Raw genomic sequence first — 14,964 nt, 5'->3', positions numbered from 1 at the left:
GATTATTGGAAGGACATTGTTATGCAAGAATTTATTGCTTATGGGCGAGTTTCGGATATTCCAGCAGATGCCCTTGGAAAAACAACAAATGGTTATACAAGTTTCAAATTTGATTTTGTTTGTGACTCAAGTCAACTTGATCAGGATAAAAAACCAGTTCCTAGTTTTTTCCATGTGCAAGTGTATGGAAAACAAGCTGATGTTATGAGTCAAAGTCTGTCAAAAGGATCACCTATCCTAATAAAAGGAGAAATTATTCAACGAGTGTATATGAATAAAGAAGGTCAACGTCGAACGTTTCAGTATATTGCACCAGACCAGTTCAATGGGATTACTTTCCTTGAAAGCAAGGAGGCTGCTACTAAACGGAAACAAGCACAAGAGCTTCCTTTTCAGCCAGCATTTTCTTCATCAGCTTCAAAGTATCCAGAACCAATAGATGCGGATGAACCCTTTTAGAATGAGAGTAATCACTTAAAACAAATAAAACCAGTATTTGATTTTGTATCATTTGCTGGTTTTGTTGTGTAATATGGCATTTATTAGGTTAGATTATATTAAAAAATGTTGATAGATGACAGTATTTTTATGATATAATATAGTAGCTTAATAATTTTTAATATTTATTGAAAAACGAGGTATGATTTTGAAAACAGAGCGGGTTGTTTTTTGGGATAATGTAAAAATGTTTTTGATTATCTCAGTTGTTGCAGGGCATATGATTCAAGGGGCTGTAGACTTTTCAGATGTTGCAAAAACGTTGTTTATATTTGTTTATTCGTGGCATATGCCTTTATTTATTTTTATCTCCGGTCTATTTCAGAGTAACAAAAATCCAATTCAAAAGATCGTGTTTTATTGTAGTATTGGATTTTTACTCAAAATTTTGAACTTATTCCTTAGCGTTTTCCTTGGTAATTCACAACCAACGTTTGATATTTTGGGAGATGCAGATCTACCGTGGTTCATGTTTGTATTAGCAATTTACACAGGTATATTTTATATTTTGCGTAATCAAAATAAGAGATATTTACTGGTTGCAACGATTGTTTTGGCTTGCTTTACAGGTTATGATAAGAATATTGGTGATTTTCTATACCTTTCTCGAGCTATTGTGTTTTCTCCATTCTATATAGCTGGTGCATTGTTTAATGGGCAGAATTTTTTGGAGTTAAAGAAAAATAGATTATTCGTGGCAGGCGGTTGGCTGGTATTCATAGGATGGTTGCTATCTTGTTATGTTTGGTTAGATGCTATTTATTTTTTACGACCGCTGTTCACAGGAAGAAATCCCTTTTTAGATACTATGGCATTATCTGGTCTATATTTAAGGATATTGACGTACCTTATATCGTCTATTTTAGGGTTAGCGATATTATTGATTGTTCCAACAAGAAAAATAGTTCTGACAAGGATAGGACGATATTCCATTAATGTCTATTTTTGGCATTCAACAGTATATATTTTATGTGGTAAATATCTAGGATTTTACGCCTTATTCCAATCAAGCCCTATGGGGAAGATCGTATACTTACTATTAGCGGTTCCTATATCTTTATTAGTTTCCTATTGGAAATATCCAGTTGATTCTATTAGGAAATATTGTTTTTTTAAAAATGCTACTGAAGACAGAGGATAATGAGGTATTTTACTGAAGATAAGAAAGACAGAATCTGTAAATTAGGTTCTGTCTTTTATCTGCAGTAATTGTATGAATTGGGAATCTTTAATTTTGACTTGTCCCCTTAACGCAGAAAAATCAATTATCTCTTACACTAGTAGTATATTCATAACAAAATTGGAAAGGAACATTATTTATGACAAGAAAACAAATAGATGACCAGTCTGATGATTTGATGGCTGACTCACTTCAGGTTGAAAACTATTTGAAACAAGGTCGAAGCTGTCATCGATGGACGACTCACCTAGGAATAGAGCAGGGCGTTTGTTCTTATTTGGAACGCTATCAACTTGCTTCCCCTCAGCTACAATTTAAGATCTTTCTTTTTTCTAGTTTCTATGGAAAGAAGATTAACCATTTTTTAGAAGAAATGCGAGGTGAACAGTATGTTTAGTTGGTTAGAAATCATTTATTACACACTGATTCAACTAGCGAAAGTTAACCGTCTCAATGCTTTTCTATTGCTTGCCTTCTTGAGCTATCTTTGTTATCAGGGAATAAGATTGATTAGGAAACCTCTGTCTCATCTTTTTCAGACGATAAAAGGTCTTATCGAGGGTAGAAAAGTGATGAAGGAATATATCAAGGATAAGAGAGAGGAGCTAGTTTATTTTTGGAAATATCGTCATAACTTTGACTGGAAAGCAAGCATTAAAGAAAAAGGTAAGCAAGTATGGAATCTTATCAAGCACCTTATGATTATTTCTCCGGCATTCGTATTCCTTTTATTTGGGAATCTTATCTTTCGTCTCATCTATAAGATTCCCTTTGTAAAGCGAGATAGGAAACGGTTTGATAAAGAGATGAGACCCTTGCTTTACTTTAAAAACTATCGTAGCTTTATTTTTATGGGAATAGGATTCAATTTCATTGCCTTTATTCTAACAAATTATTTAGTAACAGTTTTGAGGGCAGCTATTCGTTTCCTTTATTTTTCAGTAGTGAGCTTGAGGGATAGTAGTCAGATTGCTACCTTCAATGTAGATAGCTTGTTAATTCAGAATTTATTAAATGCTAGGGTGTTTGTAATAGCCCCCATTCTAGCAATACCAATCTTTCTGTTTGGTCTAGTGATTGCTTGGAGATCAGCCTGGGTAAACTTTGAACAATATCGTGATTATAATCACAACGAGGAAGGGGATGATCGTTTTGCGACCGTTAAGGAAATTCATCGGCAGTATAAGAAGATTCCAAATAAGACAGAGATTTATCCAGGAGAGGGAGGAGTACCCGTTCTGCACGAGACTAGAAATAATCTAGCAGGATTGACTCTTGGATCCCAGATGCTTTGGCAAAATCGAACCTTTAGTCGCTATATGACCAATGCAGAAAAAATATTAGGTATCTATGCTAGCGCTTCAGGAGACTACTACATTGATGACAGTACTACCAATGTGCTTGGTATCGGGATGATCCGCTCTGGTAAAGGTGAAGGACATATCACAACGACAATAGACATCAATAGCCGTGCTGAAATTCAGCCCTCTATGGTTCTAGCTGATCCGAAGGGTGAGCATTATCAGTCATCTTATAAAACCATGCGTCGACGTGGTTATGACGTCAATGTCCTTTCCTTCCAAAACATGGACTGGTCCATGTCTTACAATCCCCTAGCTCTTGCGATTGCGGCAGCTAAAAAAGGCTATTATGAGATGACCCAGACAAGGGTTAATGCGGTAGCTGAAGCTATTTATCGTAAAACGAAACCTGGTGTCGGTAACGGAAATGCTAAATACTGGGAAGATACCTCCATTTCTCTCTTTAATGCAATTGCTATGGCTTTGATTGACCGATCTAATGAAACATTCAAGAATGGTGAAACGGATGCCTGGGACACAGTAACGGTTCGTAATATTGCTAAATTCCTAACAGATTTAGGATCTGAAGAAGTCTTTGTTAATGACTTTGGTGAAATCGTTGAGAATCCAGACCGTGATCAGCAAGTTAAGAAAAAATCGAAAATCACGGTTTACTTTGATAATCTTCGGAAGATTAATCAGGAGAAGTTTTCTAAATTTAGAGATATGGCTGACCTCAACTTCAGGTCATCTGACTTTGCTTCAGAAGAAACTAAAGGAAACGTCTTCTCTAGCATGATGAGTGGGATTAACCTCTTTTTGCAAGACAATATCGCCAAACTCACATCTAAAAATTCTATTGATTTGGAATCGGTTGGTTTCCCACGTCGCCTGTCAATTAAGTTCCGTTCAAGTTCCAGCGTTGCCATGCGCAATGAGTTTGCTTATAAGACGGCTAAAATCAGTATCACTAGCCAGACAGCTTGGGGTAAAATGACAAGACAAGTTACTCACGTGGATGCAGCGACAGTTCTTATCGATGGGGACGGCTATCTGAATTATGTGATTGCACCAAAACTTCCTGATCAATTCTTCGTAACTATTGATTTTGATCATAAAAACAATGGTGATTCAAGTATTCGTCACAAGGTTTTCCAATTCTCAGCTGAAAAAATCTATCAGAAACGTGGTAAGGTGATTAAACTTGATGAGTATACGAGAAAACCTGTACTGGATCATATCAAGGTTACGGTTTTAAATAAACAAGAGGATAACCTTCTTCAAGAAGAAGATATTGATTTAGTTTATTCAGACAATCCCAAAATCATTTACTTGGTGACACCACCCAATCGGACAGAATATAACAGTATCGTTTCGCTGTTCCTGGATCAGTTATTTAATGCTAATTTTGAGCTAGCTCTTTCAAATGGTCGCAAGTGTGTTAATAGGATTCTTCATATCCTTGATGAGTTTACCAATATTCCTGCCGTTCCACATATGGATACCAAGATTTCAATTGGTCTTGGCCAAAATATTCTTTACTACCTTTGGATTCAAAACTTGGAACAACTGGTTGATAAGTATGGTGAGAACACTGCTGCAACTATTCAAGACAACTGTTCGCTTAAAATCTACGTGAAATCTACTTCTGATAAGACCAATAGTCGCTTTAGCAAGGATTTAGGTTCACGAACCATTACACGTCGGCGACGTTCAAGTAATATATTAGATGAAGCCAATCCAAATGTATCCATTGAAAATCCTAGGCAGGAACTACTGGCACCGACACAGTTGGCCAAATTGCAAGGAGGAGAAGCGGTTATTCTACGTGGGGTGAAAGATCGAGACAATGCAGGTCGCAAGGTGACGACAGATCCAATCTTTTTACATGAAAAGACAGCTTTCCCTTATCGCTACATGTTCCTTCAAGACGAGTTCGATCACTCTATGACTTTAGCGGATATTCCAGTAGAGAGCGACCATAGAGAACTTGATCTTCAGGATATAGCTGTAGGGGCACAAAGTACCTTTACAAAGATTATTGACTGGCGACAAGCCCTGACTGACCGTATGAGGACAAATGGAGAAACGCCTCAATTGGCGACGAGAAAGCAACAATCGAAGCCTCTCGCTCAATCTCAGTTTACTTCTTCAGCTGATTTAACTCATGCTGCGATAGCAGCAGTCTTTGACGAGGAAGACGATGACGATGGTTTCTTCGTGGACGATGTTATCTAACGAGATGACCAAAAAGTTATATAATAACATGTATAAACGATTGCCTGAAAATCAGTTTTCTGATATAATGAAAACAAGAAAACTCAAGGAGAATGGATGATGAACATGAAAAAGTGGTTTGGTTTCCTAACCCTCGGACTAGCCCTTATTATGCTTGTGGCTTGTGGGCAAAAGTCAACGGAAGATATTGTAAAAAATGATCTTCAAAACTCTTATACAGGAAGTGCAGAACTAAGGGCTTACGAAAGTTTTTTTAATAGTGGCGGAGATACACTTTCTTTTGATAAAAAAGATAGTAGTATTACTAATTCGAATGGTGAAAAAGTATATTTTAAAATGGTTTCTAAAGCAGATTTACCATCATCTGCCTCGGGAGCTTTGACCTCTTTGGAAGATGAAGTTAAGAACTCAGAGAACTTTACAATAGCAATTAGCAGTAAGAAAGAAAAATTAGATACTTCGGATGCTTATTTTCAAATTTCTCTTTCGGATGGCGGTAAAAAAATTAGAATAATTGAATTACGTCGCAATCATTTTGCTGAAGGTGGATTCTATGATTTCTCAGGTGAAGCTAAATAAATGAAAAAGTCTCATATGTGAGGCTTTTTTGATGTTTTCCTGTGACTTGTCCGCTTACTGCAGAGAATGTCATTATCCCTTATGATGAAGGTATCATAAACAGAAAGTAGGTACCTTCAGTTGACATACGACACTTATTCAGATTTGGTCAATGCCCTAGAAAAAGGATTTCTAGATATTAATGGCAAGACCAACGGGAATATTACAGGAGAGAATGCGGAGAAGATGGCTTCTTTTTACAAATATTGGAGCAACTACCTGGATTCGACCCCAGCCTTTCTCTCTTTCTTGGCTTATATTCCAGGCAGTATTGCTAAAGCCTTATACTCCATCACCGTTAGTCTGGAACATGTTTTTAATAACATGTTCAAACTTTTTGGACTTTTTGGCTACTTAGGGGATAGTAACACCGTCATTGGTCAATTCTTTTACTGGTTTCAGGTGATTGGGACGACTCTATTTACCTTGATTTTGGTGGTCAGTGCTATCACGGGTGTTTTCACGAAACCGGTCAAGTATAAAGGCGTGATTACCAACTTCTTGCTGGTCACCATGGTAACCGCCGCCTTACCATTGGCCCTAACAACCATTTCTTCTGTCGTTGCTCAGGATGCCATGAACATTCAAACGGTCTCTAGTGAAGCGCCAGAAGGCAGTAAGCACTATTCCTCTTTAGCCATCCAGCCGATGAAGAACAACATTGTGGATCTTAAAGTCTTGATTGACAATGACTTTTCAACGGAACTCTTTCCACTGGATAACTTTGGCTATATCAAACCACCCAAAGAAGGCTCAACACCTGTTAATAAGATTACGGATAGTGCCGATAAGCGGGATACTACTGATTTTGCGACACGGATTGATTTTGGAGCAACCTATGGTGCATCCAATACAGACTTATTGCAAGAACTAGAAGATAATCAACAAACAGGATTAAAAGGTTTATTTCTTCATCGATTGAACGCCAATCAGACTGGGGTTGAAACAATTAAGGAGCATCGAGTTGTTGGCGAATTAAACGCTTTTGAACCTGTTTATATGCGTTACAAGGTCAATTGGATTGGGATGTTTATGCAGTATATCATCTTGATTGTCTTGTTGATTTCTATGTCAATTAAACTGGTGAAATCCGTCTTTGATATTGTGATTCAAGCGATGATTTCACCGCTACAAGGCTATTCTTCCTTATCCAACTCTAAGAAGTATAAAGAGCTATTACGAACCATGGGTGGCGCTTTGGCAGGTATTTTCTTTGAAGTGGTGATTATGCGAGTGACTCTTGAAATTTGTCGAGATTTGCCAACCCTATCGGTATCGGCAGTAACCAAGCTCTCAGGTGGTTTCTTTGATGGCTTAAGCATGTGGGAACAGTGTTTGGCGGCTTGTCTCGTTTATATTGGTCTTTTCTTTGCGGCCATGCAAGGCGTTTCGATGATTGAGCGTTGGCTTGGTGTATCAACAGGTCACAGTGATACGGCCCAACAGTTAATTGGTGCCATGATGGCTGGTCAAGCTTTTGCGACTGGAGCTGGAGCTGCTGGAAATCTGGCCATAGGGGCAGGACAATTTGGTATGAATATGGCTAAGAAAGCGCCAGGAATGGTCGCAGGAGGAAGTAAGGTACTCGGCAATAGCTTAGCTGTAACTGGAGGCGGTATCCGAGGGGCTTGGAATGCAACGAGAGATCAAGGATTAGCCAATACTGCTAAAGGTGGCCTCAGTAACATGTACAGTGCTGCCGACCTGATGGGGAAAGAAGCTATTGGGAAAGTCAAAGATTTTGCAGGAGGCATCGCTAATCATATTGATCAGAAAGAACAAGCTGGCCATGATGCGGTGTATCGCGGATTGAAAGATCATAGTTTTAAGGATTATCCTCAACCTGTTTCGCCTTATGATCCAGATGCTTCGGCAGGATTTGATAATTCTGGAACAATCTCAGATGAAACTGGTTCCTCTGGTGGCGGGATTACAGACCCTACGGTATCTTCTACAGAGCCTTCAGGAGAAGCGTTCTCTGGTGTTAGTAATCCGACAGAGCTTTCAGGAGAAACGCCTCTTTCCAATGTAAGTCAGGATGCTCCTAAAAAACCGAAAACAGATTCTTCAGCGAAACGAAACCTCCAACACTCCATGCACCAAATGAACTATATGAACCAACAAATGCAGCAGTCAGCTCAGCGGATGCAAGGCCAATCCCATATCAGAGGGGCTGAAGTGGATGAAAGCGATGAGTAAGCCCTATGATAGATTTGGCAGGTAAGGTTATTGTGATTACAGGAAGTTTACGTCCGATGACAAGGCAAGAAGTGATTGTCTTCTTAGAAAATCAGGGAGCTGTTGTTCAAGGCTATGTTTCTAGCCAAACGGATATTTTATTGGCAGGTCATAAGCAATTAGATCTCTTTGAACCAGATAAACGTTCTAAGAAGTATGAAGCAACTCTATCCCGAATATCAACAGGTCAGCCAATCATGATTTTGTCAGAAGAAGCATTTTTTAATATGGTAAAAAGCTCTCAAGTGTGATAGGCAGTATTGATATTTACGTTTTTTCAAAGAAAGGCAAAGTATTAACATGGTATATACTATGTTAATAGAAACAAGTCTCAGGCTAATCTTGAGGCTTTTTTGTACATAAAGATAGATAACTTTTTATATAAAATGAGATTTTTAACCATCAGCTGGAATTGATTTGTCCGCTTACTGCAGACAATGTCATTATCTCTTATGATGGAAGTATCAATGAAAAGGAGTTGATTAGAATGGATGAAAAATACGGTGTCCCACGGGACATCTACGCTAAAGTCAAAATCATAGGATTAGTAATGGCTGATATTGTATTTGTAGGCGGGTCAGCTGTAGCCGCTGTATCCGTTGGAACGAGGATTTTTCCAACCAGTCAGTGGCCGCAATTACTGGCTTTTGTGGTGCTCACACCGTTAGTGTGTCTGTACTTAGTTTTACCAACCAATGGTGGGAAGAAGAATTGGCAGAGCATGTTTCTCTTTTTTAGAAGACGACGCAAACGTTATGTCAGCTTGAATTACCAGAGAAGGGAGAAGGGTTAATGGCCATTAAACAAACACAAACTAAGCCAAGTGAAAGACGATCATTAGGACGAAAACAAGAGAGTAAGAAAGACAATCAGGCCTATTTTGACCTCCATTCTTGCGTAGAATTACTGGATGTCAAATCCATCATTGATAATCGCCAAGCCTATATTCAATTAGTCGATTATGGTTATCTTCAGCTGATGGAGATTCCAGGAAAGGATTTAGGGTCACTCTCTTACAATGAAATCAGACGGACTATTGATAACTTTGAAAAATGGTTAACGGACTTTAATACCGATATTCAGATTGAAACAACGACCCTACCAACCAATACGGATACTCAGATAATGGATCTCCGTCACCATTTGAGTCTGGTTCGTCAAGAAAAAGCAAAGCTATTGCCTGACTCACGTCGCTACTTGCAATTGCTGGATCGTGAGAGGATTCTCAGACAGGAGCTTCAGGTGGAAGAGAGCATCCAACAAGAAATCTATAATACTGAGTTTATTCTATGGCTCTTTGCGCCAACGACAAGCGAGTTAGACGATCTGGTTCGTAAAGCCAAGTCTTATGGCAATAATGATTTTGTCCCTCAAGACATTACCCGAATCAAGAAGGAACAAATCCTGAAGCAATTTAACAATATGAATGAAAAAGTGTAAGGAGGAGCGTCATGCCAGAATTATCAAAACGCAGACAGAGACAGCTAAAAGCACAAGGTTATGATTTGGCTTTTCTCAGTCATATTCAACCACAAGGGAATATTGATTTCAAGAAAGACGACCGCTCCTGGATGAGTGGTGATGGTCATCATACGGTTCTTCATTTTTACGAATACCCTTCAGAAGATTTAGATTGCTTTTGGCTGTCGGATCTGATGTTGATTCCAGGAACCCGTTCGTTCTTATCCTTGTATCGTGCCAATAATAAAGAGCTGAAGCAGGAAATTAAGGATGCGATTGAGGAAAAATCAACACGGATTACAGGCAATAGTAAAATCGTTGATAACCAACAAGAATTAGATGAAATCAAGGATCTGACTCAGCTGGATCGAGAGATCACCAAGAAGAACATCGCCATGTTAGGAATGTATGTGCGCAACTATTCGTCAGCCTCGACAAAAGAAGCCCTTTTTAAGAAGGTAGAGGATATTAAAGATAAGACGTCTAACTTCAAGTCAACGATTCTCTCAGGAGAGTTGGATTTTGAATACCATGCACCATTCATACCAGCTCAGTATCAAATTGATTTGCCTAATCGTAGACGTGGGATTCCCATTCGAGCGCATGACCTAGCAGGTGGCTACTTCTTTAATCATACCAAGCTAGAAGACCAGCGAGGAGTCTATATGGGCTGGACCCCAACTAAAGGTGCAGTTAATTTTAACTTTCTAGAACGGGATGATCGTAGGACGCGTTCCTTTATGATTCTTTCGGGCAATCCCAAAATGGGGCAACGCTCTTTTCTTTTAAAACACACTGACGGACTCTATGCCAAGGGGAACTATATTCGTAACTTTGATGCCAACGGGACATTCCTTGATCAAACTAGGCAACAATATGGGCTCATTTTAGACTTATCAGGAGAAGCTAATCGGATCAACATTTTCCAGGTCTTCCCAACGGTAACCAATGAAGAAGGAAGCGAAATAGACAAGAAGAAATCGTATAACCTGCATATCCAGAAACTCAAGAGTATTTTCAAATTACTCAATCATGAAGTAACAGGGGATGATTTAACGACCTTCGGGGATATGCTGAATGAGTTTTATATTGAAGAAGGTCTATGGGCACGCAACCCTAAATTGAACCCAGAAAAGTTAAAAGCGACAGATTTGGTGAATGAGGAGTATCCAATTTTGTCAGATTTTATTCTGTTTGCGGATGACTATAAGCGTAGTCTGATGTCGCAGAGTAATCCTGATGATCTTGAAATTAAATCGGTCAATCGTATTTATAAAACTTTCAATGAACTATTAACCACAAATGCCGAAATGTTTGAGGGGACGACTGAGTTTCAGGATATTTCGTCGGAGCAGGTGGTAACCTTTGACTTTTCAGGTCTAAAAGGGACACCTCACCTGCTAAATGCCCAAATCTTTTCCGTCCTCTCCTTGGTCTCAGCAGATATTGTCAACAACGGCAAGCGCTGCAAACAACTCCTCAAAGCGAATCCAAATCTAACGGAGATGGACATGGAACATTATATTGTGAATATCAGTGAAGCGCAGACTCTTATTAATCCAAAGTATGAAAGCAGTGTGGCGTTACTAGCAGATATGATTGATTCCATGGGGGAAAACTTTGCGGGGGTTGTGTTATCTGTTAACTCACTGAGAGGGATTCTATTCGAGTCAGGAGCAGGAAATCATAAGGACCCTTACGTCACAGCGGTGCAGCGTATCTTTGGACTCATGCAGTACCGTGTGTTTGCGCAGACAGACGAGACAAGTATTCCCTTACTTGCCAATGCTCTAGCAGGTTCCATGAATCAATCTGAACTAGAGACTTTACCACGTTTAATTAAGGGGCAGTTGTTTATGAACATTGCAGGAGTTGGAAATCTCGTCTTTAACCAGCAATTATTAACTCCAGAAGTACAACGCTATGGTGGTATCCAGTAGAAAGAAAGGAACGTTTTATGTCACAAAAGAACAAGCAACTCGGTTATTTTGGCCGTAAAAAACAGGCGTTTGATGAGTATGTGTTGGTCACGAAGGCTAAGATGAAAGCAGAACGGGATTATTTTGCTTCGGAAGGGGAATCTGATTCAAAGCGTTTAGCTGCTCAAAAGGCACGTGATCAAGAGTTTTTAGAAAGTCTGAGGAAGGTAGGGGTTGGCTTTATTATTTTCTTAATCTTCTATGCCCTTATCCGAACGATTTTAGGTTTATGGTAGAAAGAGGGCTGAAGTGAAAAAAGTTGTTTTTTTGAAAATAATACTGCCACTCGTCTCTGTTGTCTTTCTGATGAGTGTGGGTGTTACCATTCTAGCGGGTATTCTAGGAGCTGTTCGTAGTTCACAAACGAATTGTATGACAGAGGTCTCCAGCTCAACTTCAACAAATCCCTCTATTTCTTCAGATGATGGATCCATTGATTCCTTTGTCAAGGAACACAAAGAAGCCTATATTCTCTCTTGGAAAGCAGGCGGCTTCTTACCGTCTGTCTCCATAACACAGACCATGATTGAAAATGGTTTTAATTTCTCCAATCCTAATGGCACCTCGTTTTGGCAAGCCCATAATATGGGAGGGGTTAAAACCTCCAGCAAGAGTAACTTTCCTGTCACGATTGCGACCTATGGGGAAGAAAGTGTTGACTTATCAGGAACCAAACCAGGAGCCAATGTTGGCGATGGGACAGGTGGCGCCTATACCTGGTTCTCAAGCTATGATGCAGGGATTGTGGGGAAGGCTGAGTTTATGGCTCACCAAACCCTTTATACTAAAGCTATCAATAATACTGATGGCGTAGCCACCCTCTCAGCCATTGCGGATGGCGGCTGGGCAACTGCTGGTGATTATAAAGCGAAGTTGACGGCGATGTATCAGACACTTGGGAAGAAATATGAGTGGCTGGATAAAGAAGCGATTAGTGTTCATGGAGAAAAGCCCTATCAGGCCGAAACAGCTTCACCTGGAGATAGTGGTCCATCTGATACCTTTACCAGTCATCAGAGTAAAGAATGTAGTGATTCATCTTCAAATGGTGCTACTGATGGAACAGGTCAAGTGCCATCTGATGCGACTGCCTGGGGCTACGGACCAGATAATCTTCCAGAGAGTTTGAAACAATACATTATTGATCCCAAAACGCTTGGTATGGCTTATGCCAGTTCCTCTGGATGGTATCATCCAGGGAATGATTATCTAGCTGGTCAATGTGTGAACCTAACCATTAGTCTCGGAAATCACCTCTGGGGGCATTCAGGATCTGTTAGTGGAAATGGGAAAGACCAAGCGGCTGCATGGGCTAATATCTTTGGGAATGGTGTTAAAACGACACCTAAGAAAGGCGCTATCTTCTCGACTCAGAATGGCGGCGGTGGCTATGGCCATACAGGAATTGTCTGTCATGTCTTTGAAAATGGCTCTATCCTCATTGTGGAACAAAATACGCCGTTATCAGGTGCAGATTATTTCAAAAAATCTTATACATGGAATTACCGTATTTGGACACCAGAACAACAAAAAGCAGAAATCACGACCTTTGCTTATCCAGACGGTAAAGAGCCTAAACTCGGAAAATAAAAAGGAATACATCAATGAAAGAATGGATGAAAGAAAATATGATCTTTGTGATAGTGGTTGGCTTATTACTTCTTTTTTCAGGAATAGCTGTTTACAGAAATTTCACCAGTAACAACTCTGAAAATGCTCAGACAGAACACACAAGACCTTCAGAGTCTAAATCTTCTTCAGTAGCTGAGCCTGAGACGGCTGACGAGAAGAACTATCGAACGGCCAAATTGAAGTTGGAACATCCTTATACAGAAAGCAGTGAGGAGCAGAAACAACAAGTGGTCAAAGCCTTTGAGGAGGCCATCAAGGCCATTCATCATGCTAACCATCTGACAGAGGTCAAAGGGACGTTAGATAATCACTTATCCATGAGTCAAGACGGGATGATTCAAACATTAGCAATGGTCATTCTAGTGAATCAGTATCATTATCAATCTTCTAAACTAGAGGTGACGACGTCAGATAATGATGATGTTGTCCAATTTCTGATTGTTTTAACGAAGGACGGAGAGGATAATTGTTATTTTATCGGAAACTTCAATACGACGGTTAATCAAATTCAGCTGAAAAGCTATGTTGGAAGTAATATCGGTGGCACTTTTGGATAGTTAATAAGAAACAGATACACAAAAAGTTATATAACTATTTATGTATTTTTTATTGACAATCATTATTATTTAAGATAGAATAGAGATATAAAAAGTTATATAACTATTTATCTAATAAATGATGGTTGAGGGAGGAGCCTATGAAGATTCAAACAACAAATTTGGATAAGGGTGGTGGCGGAAAAAGTAGCCAAACCTACAATGAAGCAGACTGGTTGTCCAGAGTTATGGGGAAACGTGTCTTGTTGATTGATGGGGCTAGAGAATGTAATTTAACGCATTCTTTTGATGTGACGAGTGATAAAACTATCTATGATATTTTTACAACAGGTGAGTATGAAATCTGCCGTATCAACGATAACCTTGGTTTAATTCGTGGTGATGAGCGATTAACTGATGAGCAACTCGATTTATCCAGTCGAAATAATAAGTATCTTCAGCTTTTTATGTGGTTCAGTGAGCATTATGAAGAGTTAGCCGAACAGTTCGACATTATCTTGATTGATACGCACAATGACGAGAGTTTAGTAACGGCTAACTTTATTGCCGTTTCAGATATTGTGCTGGGCGTTACAGACGCCTCAACGAATGGCTTTCGTGCCTGGTTAGCTCTTAAAAAGTTTGTGGACTATATTAAGAGTGAAGCGGTTGAGGTCATCACAAAGAAAAGTTATGTGAAAGCTGAAGCTTATCTTATTGGCAATAAGATTGAGTATTACGGTAACAACGTGACAGAAACCTGTAAGCAGTTTTTGGATGTTGTTCAGGAAGATGATGCTTACCTAGGTTCTATTCAGAAGAAAGAACTGGTGGCTAAGAGTTTGGTGATTAACCAAAGTGTTTTTGAGCAACGTGACTATATGACAGACAAACAAAAACAAGATCATCAGAAGTTTTATGATAATATAGAGTACGTCTATCAAAATATCTTAACAGTACTGGAAGGAGGGGCAGCCTAATGACAGAGAATCGCTTTGCCCAACTAAAAGAAACCTTTGACAAGGAGTCACCTAAACAACGTCCAAGAAAGCCACGAAAAGAGGCGGCTCAAAAGTCACCTGATAGCTACGATAAAAAGGGCCGTTATCCCTTTTCGTTACATTATGATGTCCGCTATGAGAAACTAGAAGAATTAGTGGCCTATCATAGAGCAAAGTCTGCATCAGATTATCTGGAGAGATTGATTCTTCAAGAATGGGAGAAGATGCAGCGAAAATTAAAATCTAAATAAAGATAGACTATGAGGGAAAAGTAAAGGAGAT

15 protein-coding genes are annotated in these 14,964 nt (G+C 39.3%); all 15 read left to right on the top strand.

What is annotated here, in order from left to right:
- Nucleotides 1-21: 21 nt before the first annotated feature.
- The 15 genes from E4T79_RS03350 (at nucleotide 22) to E4T79_RS03280 (ending at nucleotide 14,933) form a co-directional block, all read left to right on the top strand.
- Nucleotides 22-459, top strand: coding sequence for a single-stranded DNA-binding protein (locus E4T79_RS03350; protein ID WP_135027726.1), 438 nt, complete (start codon nucleotides 22-24; stop codon nucleotides 457-459).
- A gap of 181 nt (nucleotides 460-640) precedes the next feature.
- Nucleotides 641-1,639 carry an acyltransferase family protein gene (locus E4T79_RS03345; RefSeq protein ID WP_135027723.1) on the top strand — a complete coding sequence of 333 codons (999 nt, stop codon included), beginning with the start codon at nucleotides 641-643 and terminating at the stop codon, nucleotides 1,637-1,639.
- Nucleotides 1,640-1,817: 178 nt separating this feature from the next.
- A complete protein-coding gene (locus tag E4T79_RS03340) occupies nucleotides 1,818-2,075 on the top strand; it encodes a hypothetical protein (RefSeq protein WP_135027720.1) in 258 nt (85 codons plus the stop codon).
- On the top strand, nucleotides 2,068-5,217 hold the full coding sequence (locus E4T79_RS03335; RefSeq protein WP_135027717.1) for a VirD4-like conjugal transfer protein, CD1115 family: 3,150 nt from the start codon (nucleotides 2,068-2,070) through the stop codon (nucleotides 5,215-5,217). Before E4T79_RS03340 ends, E4T79_RS03335 begins: the two co-directional genes overlap by 8 nt.
- A gap of 99 nt (nucleotides 5,218-5,316) precedes the next feature.
- Complete coding sequence (locus E4T79_RS03330; RefSeq protein ID WP_135027889.1) at nucleotides 5,317-5,796, top strand: hypothetical protein; 480 nt, start codon at nucleotides 5,317-5,319, stop codon at nucleotides 5,794-5,796.
- A gap of 120 nt (nucleotides 5,797-5,916) precedes the next feature.
- A complete protein-coding gene (locus E4T79_RS03325) occupies nucleotides 5,917-8,034 on the top strand; it encodes a pLS20_p028 family conjugation system transmembrane protein (RefSeq protein WP_135027714.1) in 2,118 nt (705 codons plus the stop codon).
- A gap of 5 nt (nucleotides 8,035-8,039) precedes the next feature.
- Nucleotides 8,040-8,324 carry a BRCT domain-containing protein gene (locus E4T79_RS03320; RefSeq protein WP_135027711.1) on the top strand — a complete coding sequence of 95 codons (285 nt, stop codon included), beginning with the start codon at nucleotides 8,040-8,042 and terminating at the stop codon, nucleotides 8,322-8,324.
- 236 nt (nucleotides 8,325-8,560) lie between these two features.
- Nucleotides 8,561-8,866, top strand: a complete 306-nt coding sequence (locus E4T79_RS03315; protein ID WP_135027886.1) for a DUF5592 family protein — start codon at nucleotides 8,561-8,563, stop codon at nucleotides 8,864-8,866.
- Nucleotides 8,866-9,513 carry a hypothetical protein gene (locus tag E4T79_RS03310; protein ID WP_135027708.1) on the top strand — a complete coding sequence of 216 codons (648 nt, stop codon included), beginning with the start codon at nucleotides 8,866-8,868 and terminating at the stop codon, nucleotides 9,511-9,513. Before E4T79_RS03315 ends, E4T79_RS03310 begins: the two co-directional genes overlap by 1 nt.
- An 11-nt stretch (nucleotides 9,514-9,524) precedes the next feature.
- On the top strand, nucleotides 9,525-11,474 hold the full coding sequence (locus E4T79_RS03305) for a virulence factor (protein WP_135027705.1): 1,950 nt from the start codon (nucleotides 9,525-9,527) through the stop codon (nucleotides 11,472-11,474).
- Between the two features lie 17 nt (nucleotides 11,475-11,491).
- Complete coding sequence (locus tag E4T79_RS03300; protein WP_135027702.1) at nucleotides 11,492-11,749, top strand: hypothetical protein; 258 nt, start codon at nucleotides 11,492-11,494, stop codon at nucleotides 11,747-11,749.
- A 13-nt stretch (nucleotides 11,750-11,762) separates the two neighbouring features.
- Entirely contained in the window at nucleotides 11,763-13,103 is a 1,341-nt protein-coding gene (locus tag E4T79_RS03295; protein ID WP_135027700.1) for a CHAP domain-containing protein, read from the top strand.
- A gap of 14 nt (nucleotides 13,104-13,117) precedes the next feature.
- Complete coding sequence (locus E4T79_RS03290; RefSeq protein WP_135027697.1) at nucleotides 13,118-13,702, top strand: hypothetical protein; 585 nt, start codon at nucleotides 13,118-13,120, stop codon at nucleotides 13,700-13,702.
- Between the two features lie 140 nt (nucleotides 13,703-13,842).
- Entirely contained in the window at nucleotides 13,843-14,661 is an 819-nt protein-coding gene (locus E4T79_RS03285; RefSeq protein ID WP_135027694.1) for an AAA family ATPase, read from the top strand.
- The gene (locus tag E4T79_RS03280) at nucleotides 14,661-14,933 is read left to right on the top strand and encodes a hypothetical protein (RefSeq protein WP_135027691.1); all 273 of its coding nucleotides are present in this window, start codon (nucleotides 14,661-14,663) and stop codon (nucleotides 14,931-14,933) included. Before E4T79_RS03285 ends, E4T79_RS03280 begins: the two co-directional genes overlap by 1 nt.
- Nucleotides 14,934-14,964: the final 31 nt, after the last annotated feature.

Origin of the sequence: Streptococcus sp. LYSM12 (genome assembly GCF_004569635.1) — a bacterium.
Lineage (GTDB): Bacteria > Bacillota > Bacilli > Lactobacillales > Streptococcaceae > Streptococcus.
The sequence above is the reverse complement of the archived record's forward strand: the minus strand, read 5'-3'. Positions and strand labels throughout refer to the sequence as shown.

Coding starts and splice junctions, on each gene's coding strand:
- E4T79_RS03280 (WP_135027691.1), top strand. CDS start 14,661: ATGACAGAGAATCGCTTTGCCCAACTAAAAGAAACCTTTGACAAGGAG.
- E4T79_RS03340 (WP_135027720.1), top strand. CDS start 1,818: ATGACAAGAAAACAAATAGATGACCAGTCTGATGATTTGATGGCTGAC.
- E4T79_RS03345 (WP_135027723.1), top strand. CDS start 641: ATGATTTTGAAAACAGAGCGGGTTGTTTTTTGGGATAATGTAAAAATG.
- E4T79_RS03290 (WP_135027697.1), top strand. CDS start 13,118: ATGAAAGAATGGATGAAAGAAAATATGATCTTTGTGATAGTGGTTGGC.
- E4T79_RS03300 (WP_135027702.1), top strand. CDS start 11,492: ATGTCACAAAAGAACAAGCAACTCGGTTATTTTGGCCGTAAAAAACAG.
- E4T79_RS03310 (WP_135027708.1), top strand. CDS start 8,866: ATGGCCATTAAACAAACACAAACTAAGCCAAGTGAAAGACGATCATTA.
- E4T79_RS03335 (WP_135027717.1), top strand. CDS start 2,068: ATGTTTAGTTGGTTAGAAATCATTTATTACACACTGATTCAACTAGCG.
- E4T79_RS03305 (WP_135027705.1), top strand. CDS start 9,525: ATGCCAGAATTATCAAAACGCAGACAGAGACAGCTAAAAGCACAAGGT.
- E4T79_RS03330 (WP_135027889.1), top strand. CDS start 5,317: ATGAACATGAAAAAGTGGTTTGGTTTCCTAACCCTCGGACTAGCCCTT.
- E4T79_RS03285 (WP_135027694.1), top strand. CDS start 13,843: ATGAAGATTCAAACAACAAATTTGGATAAGGGTGGTGGCGGAAAAAGT.
- E4T79_RS03320 (WP_135027711.1), top strand. CDS start 8,040: ATGATAGATTTGGCAGGTAAGGTTATTGTGATTACAGGAAGTTTACGT.
- E4T79_RS03350 (WP_135027726.1), top strand. CDS start 22: ATGCAAGAATTTATTGCTTATGGGCGAGTTTCGGATATTCCAGCAGAT.
- E4T79_RS03315 (WP_135027886.1), top strand. CDS start 8,561: ATGGATGAAAAATACGGTGTCCCACGGGACATCTACGCTAAAGTCAAA.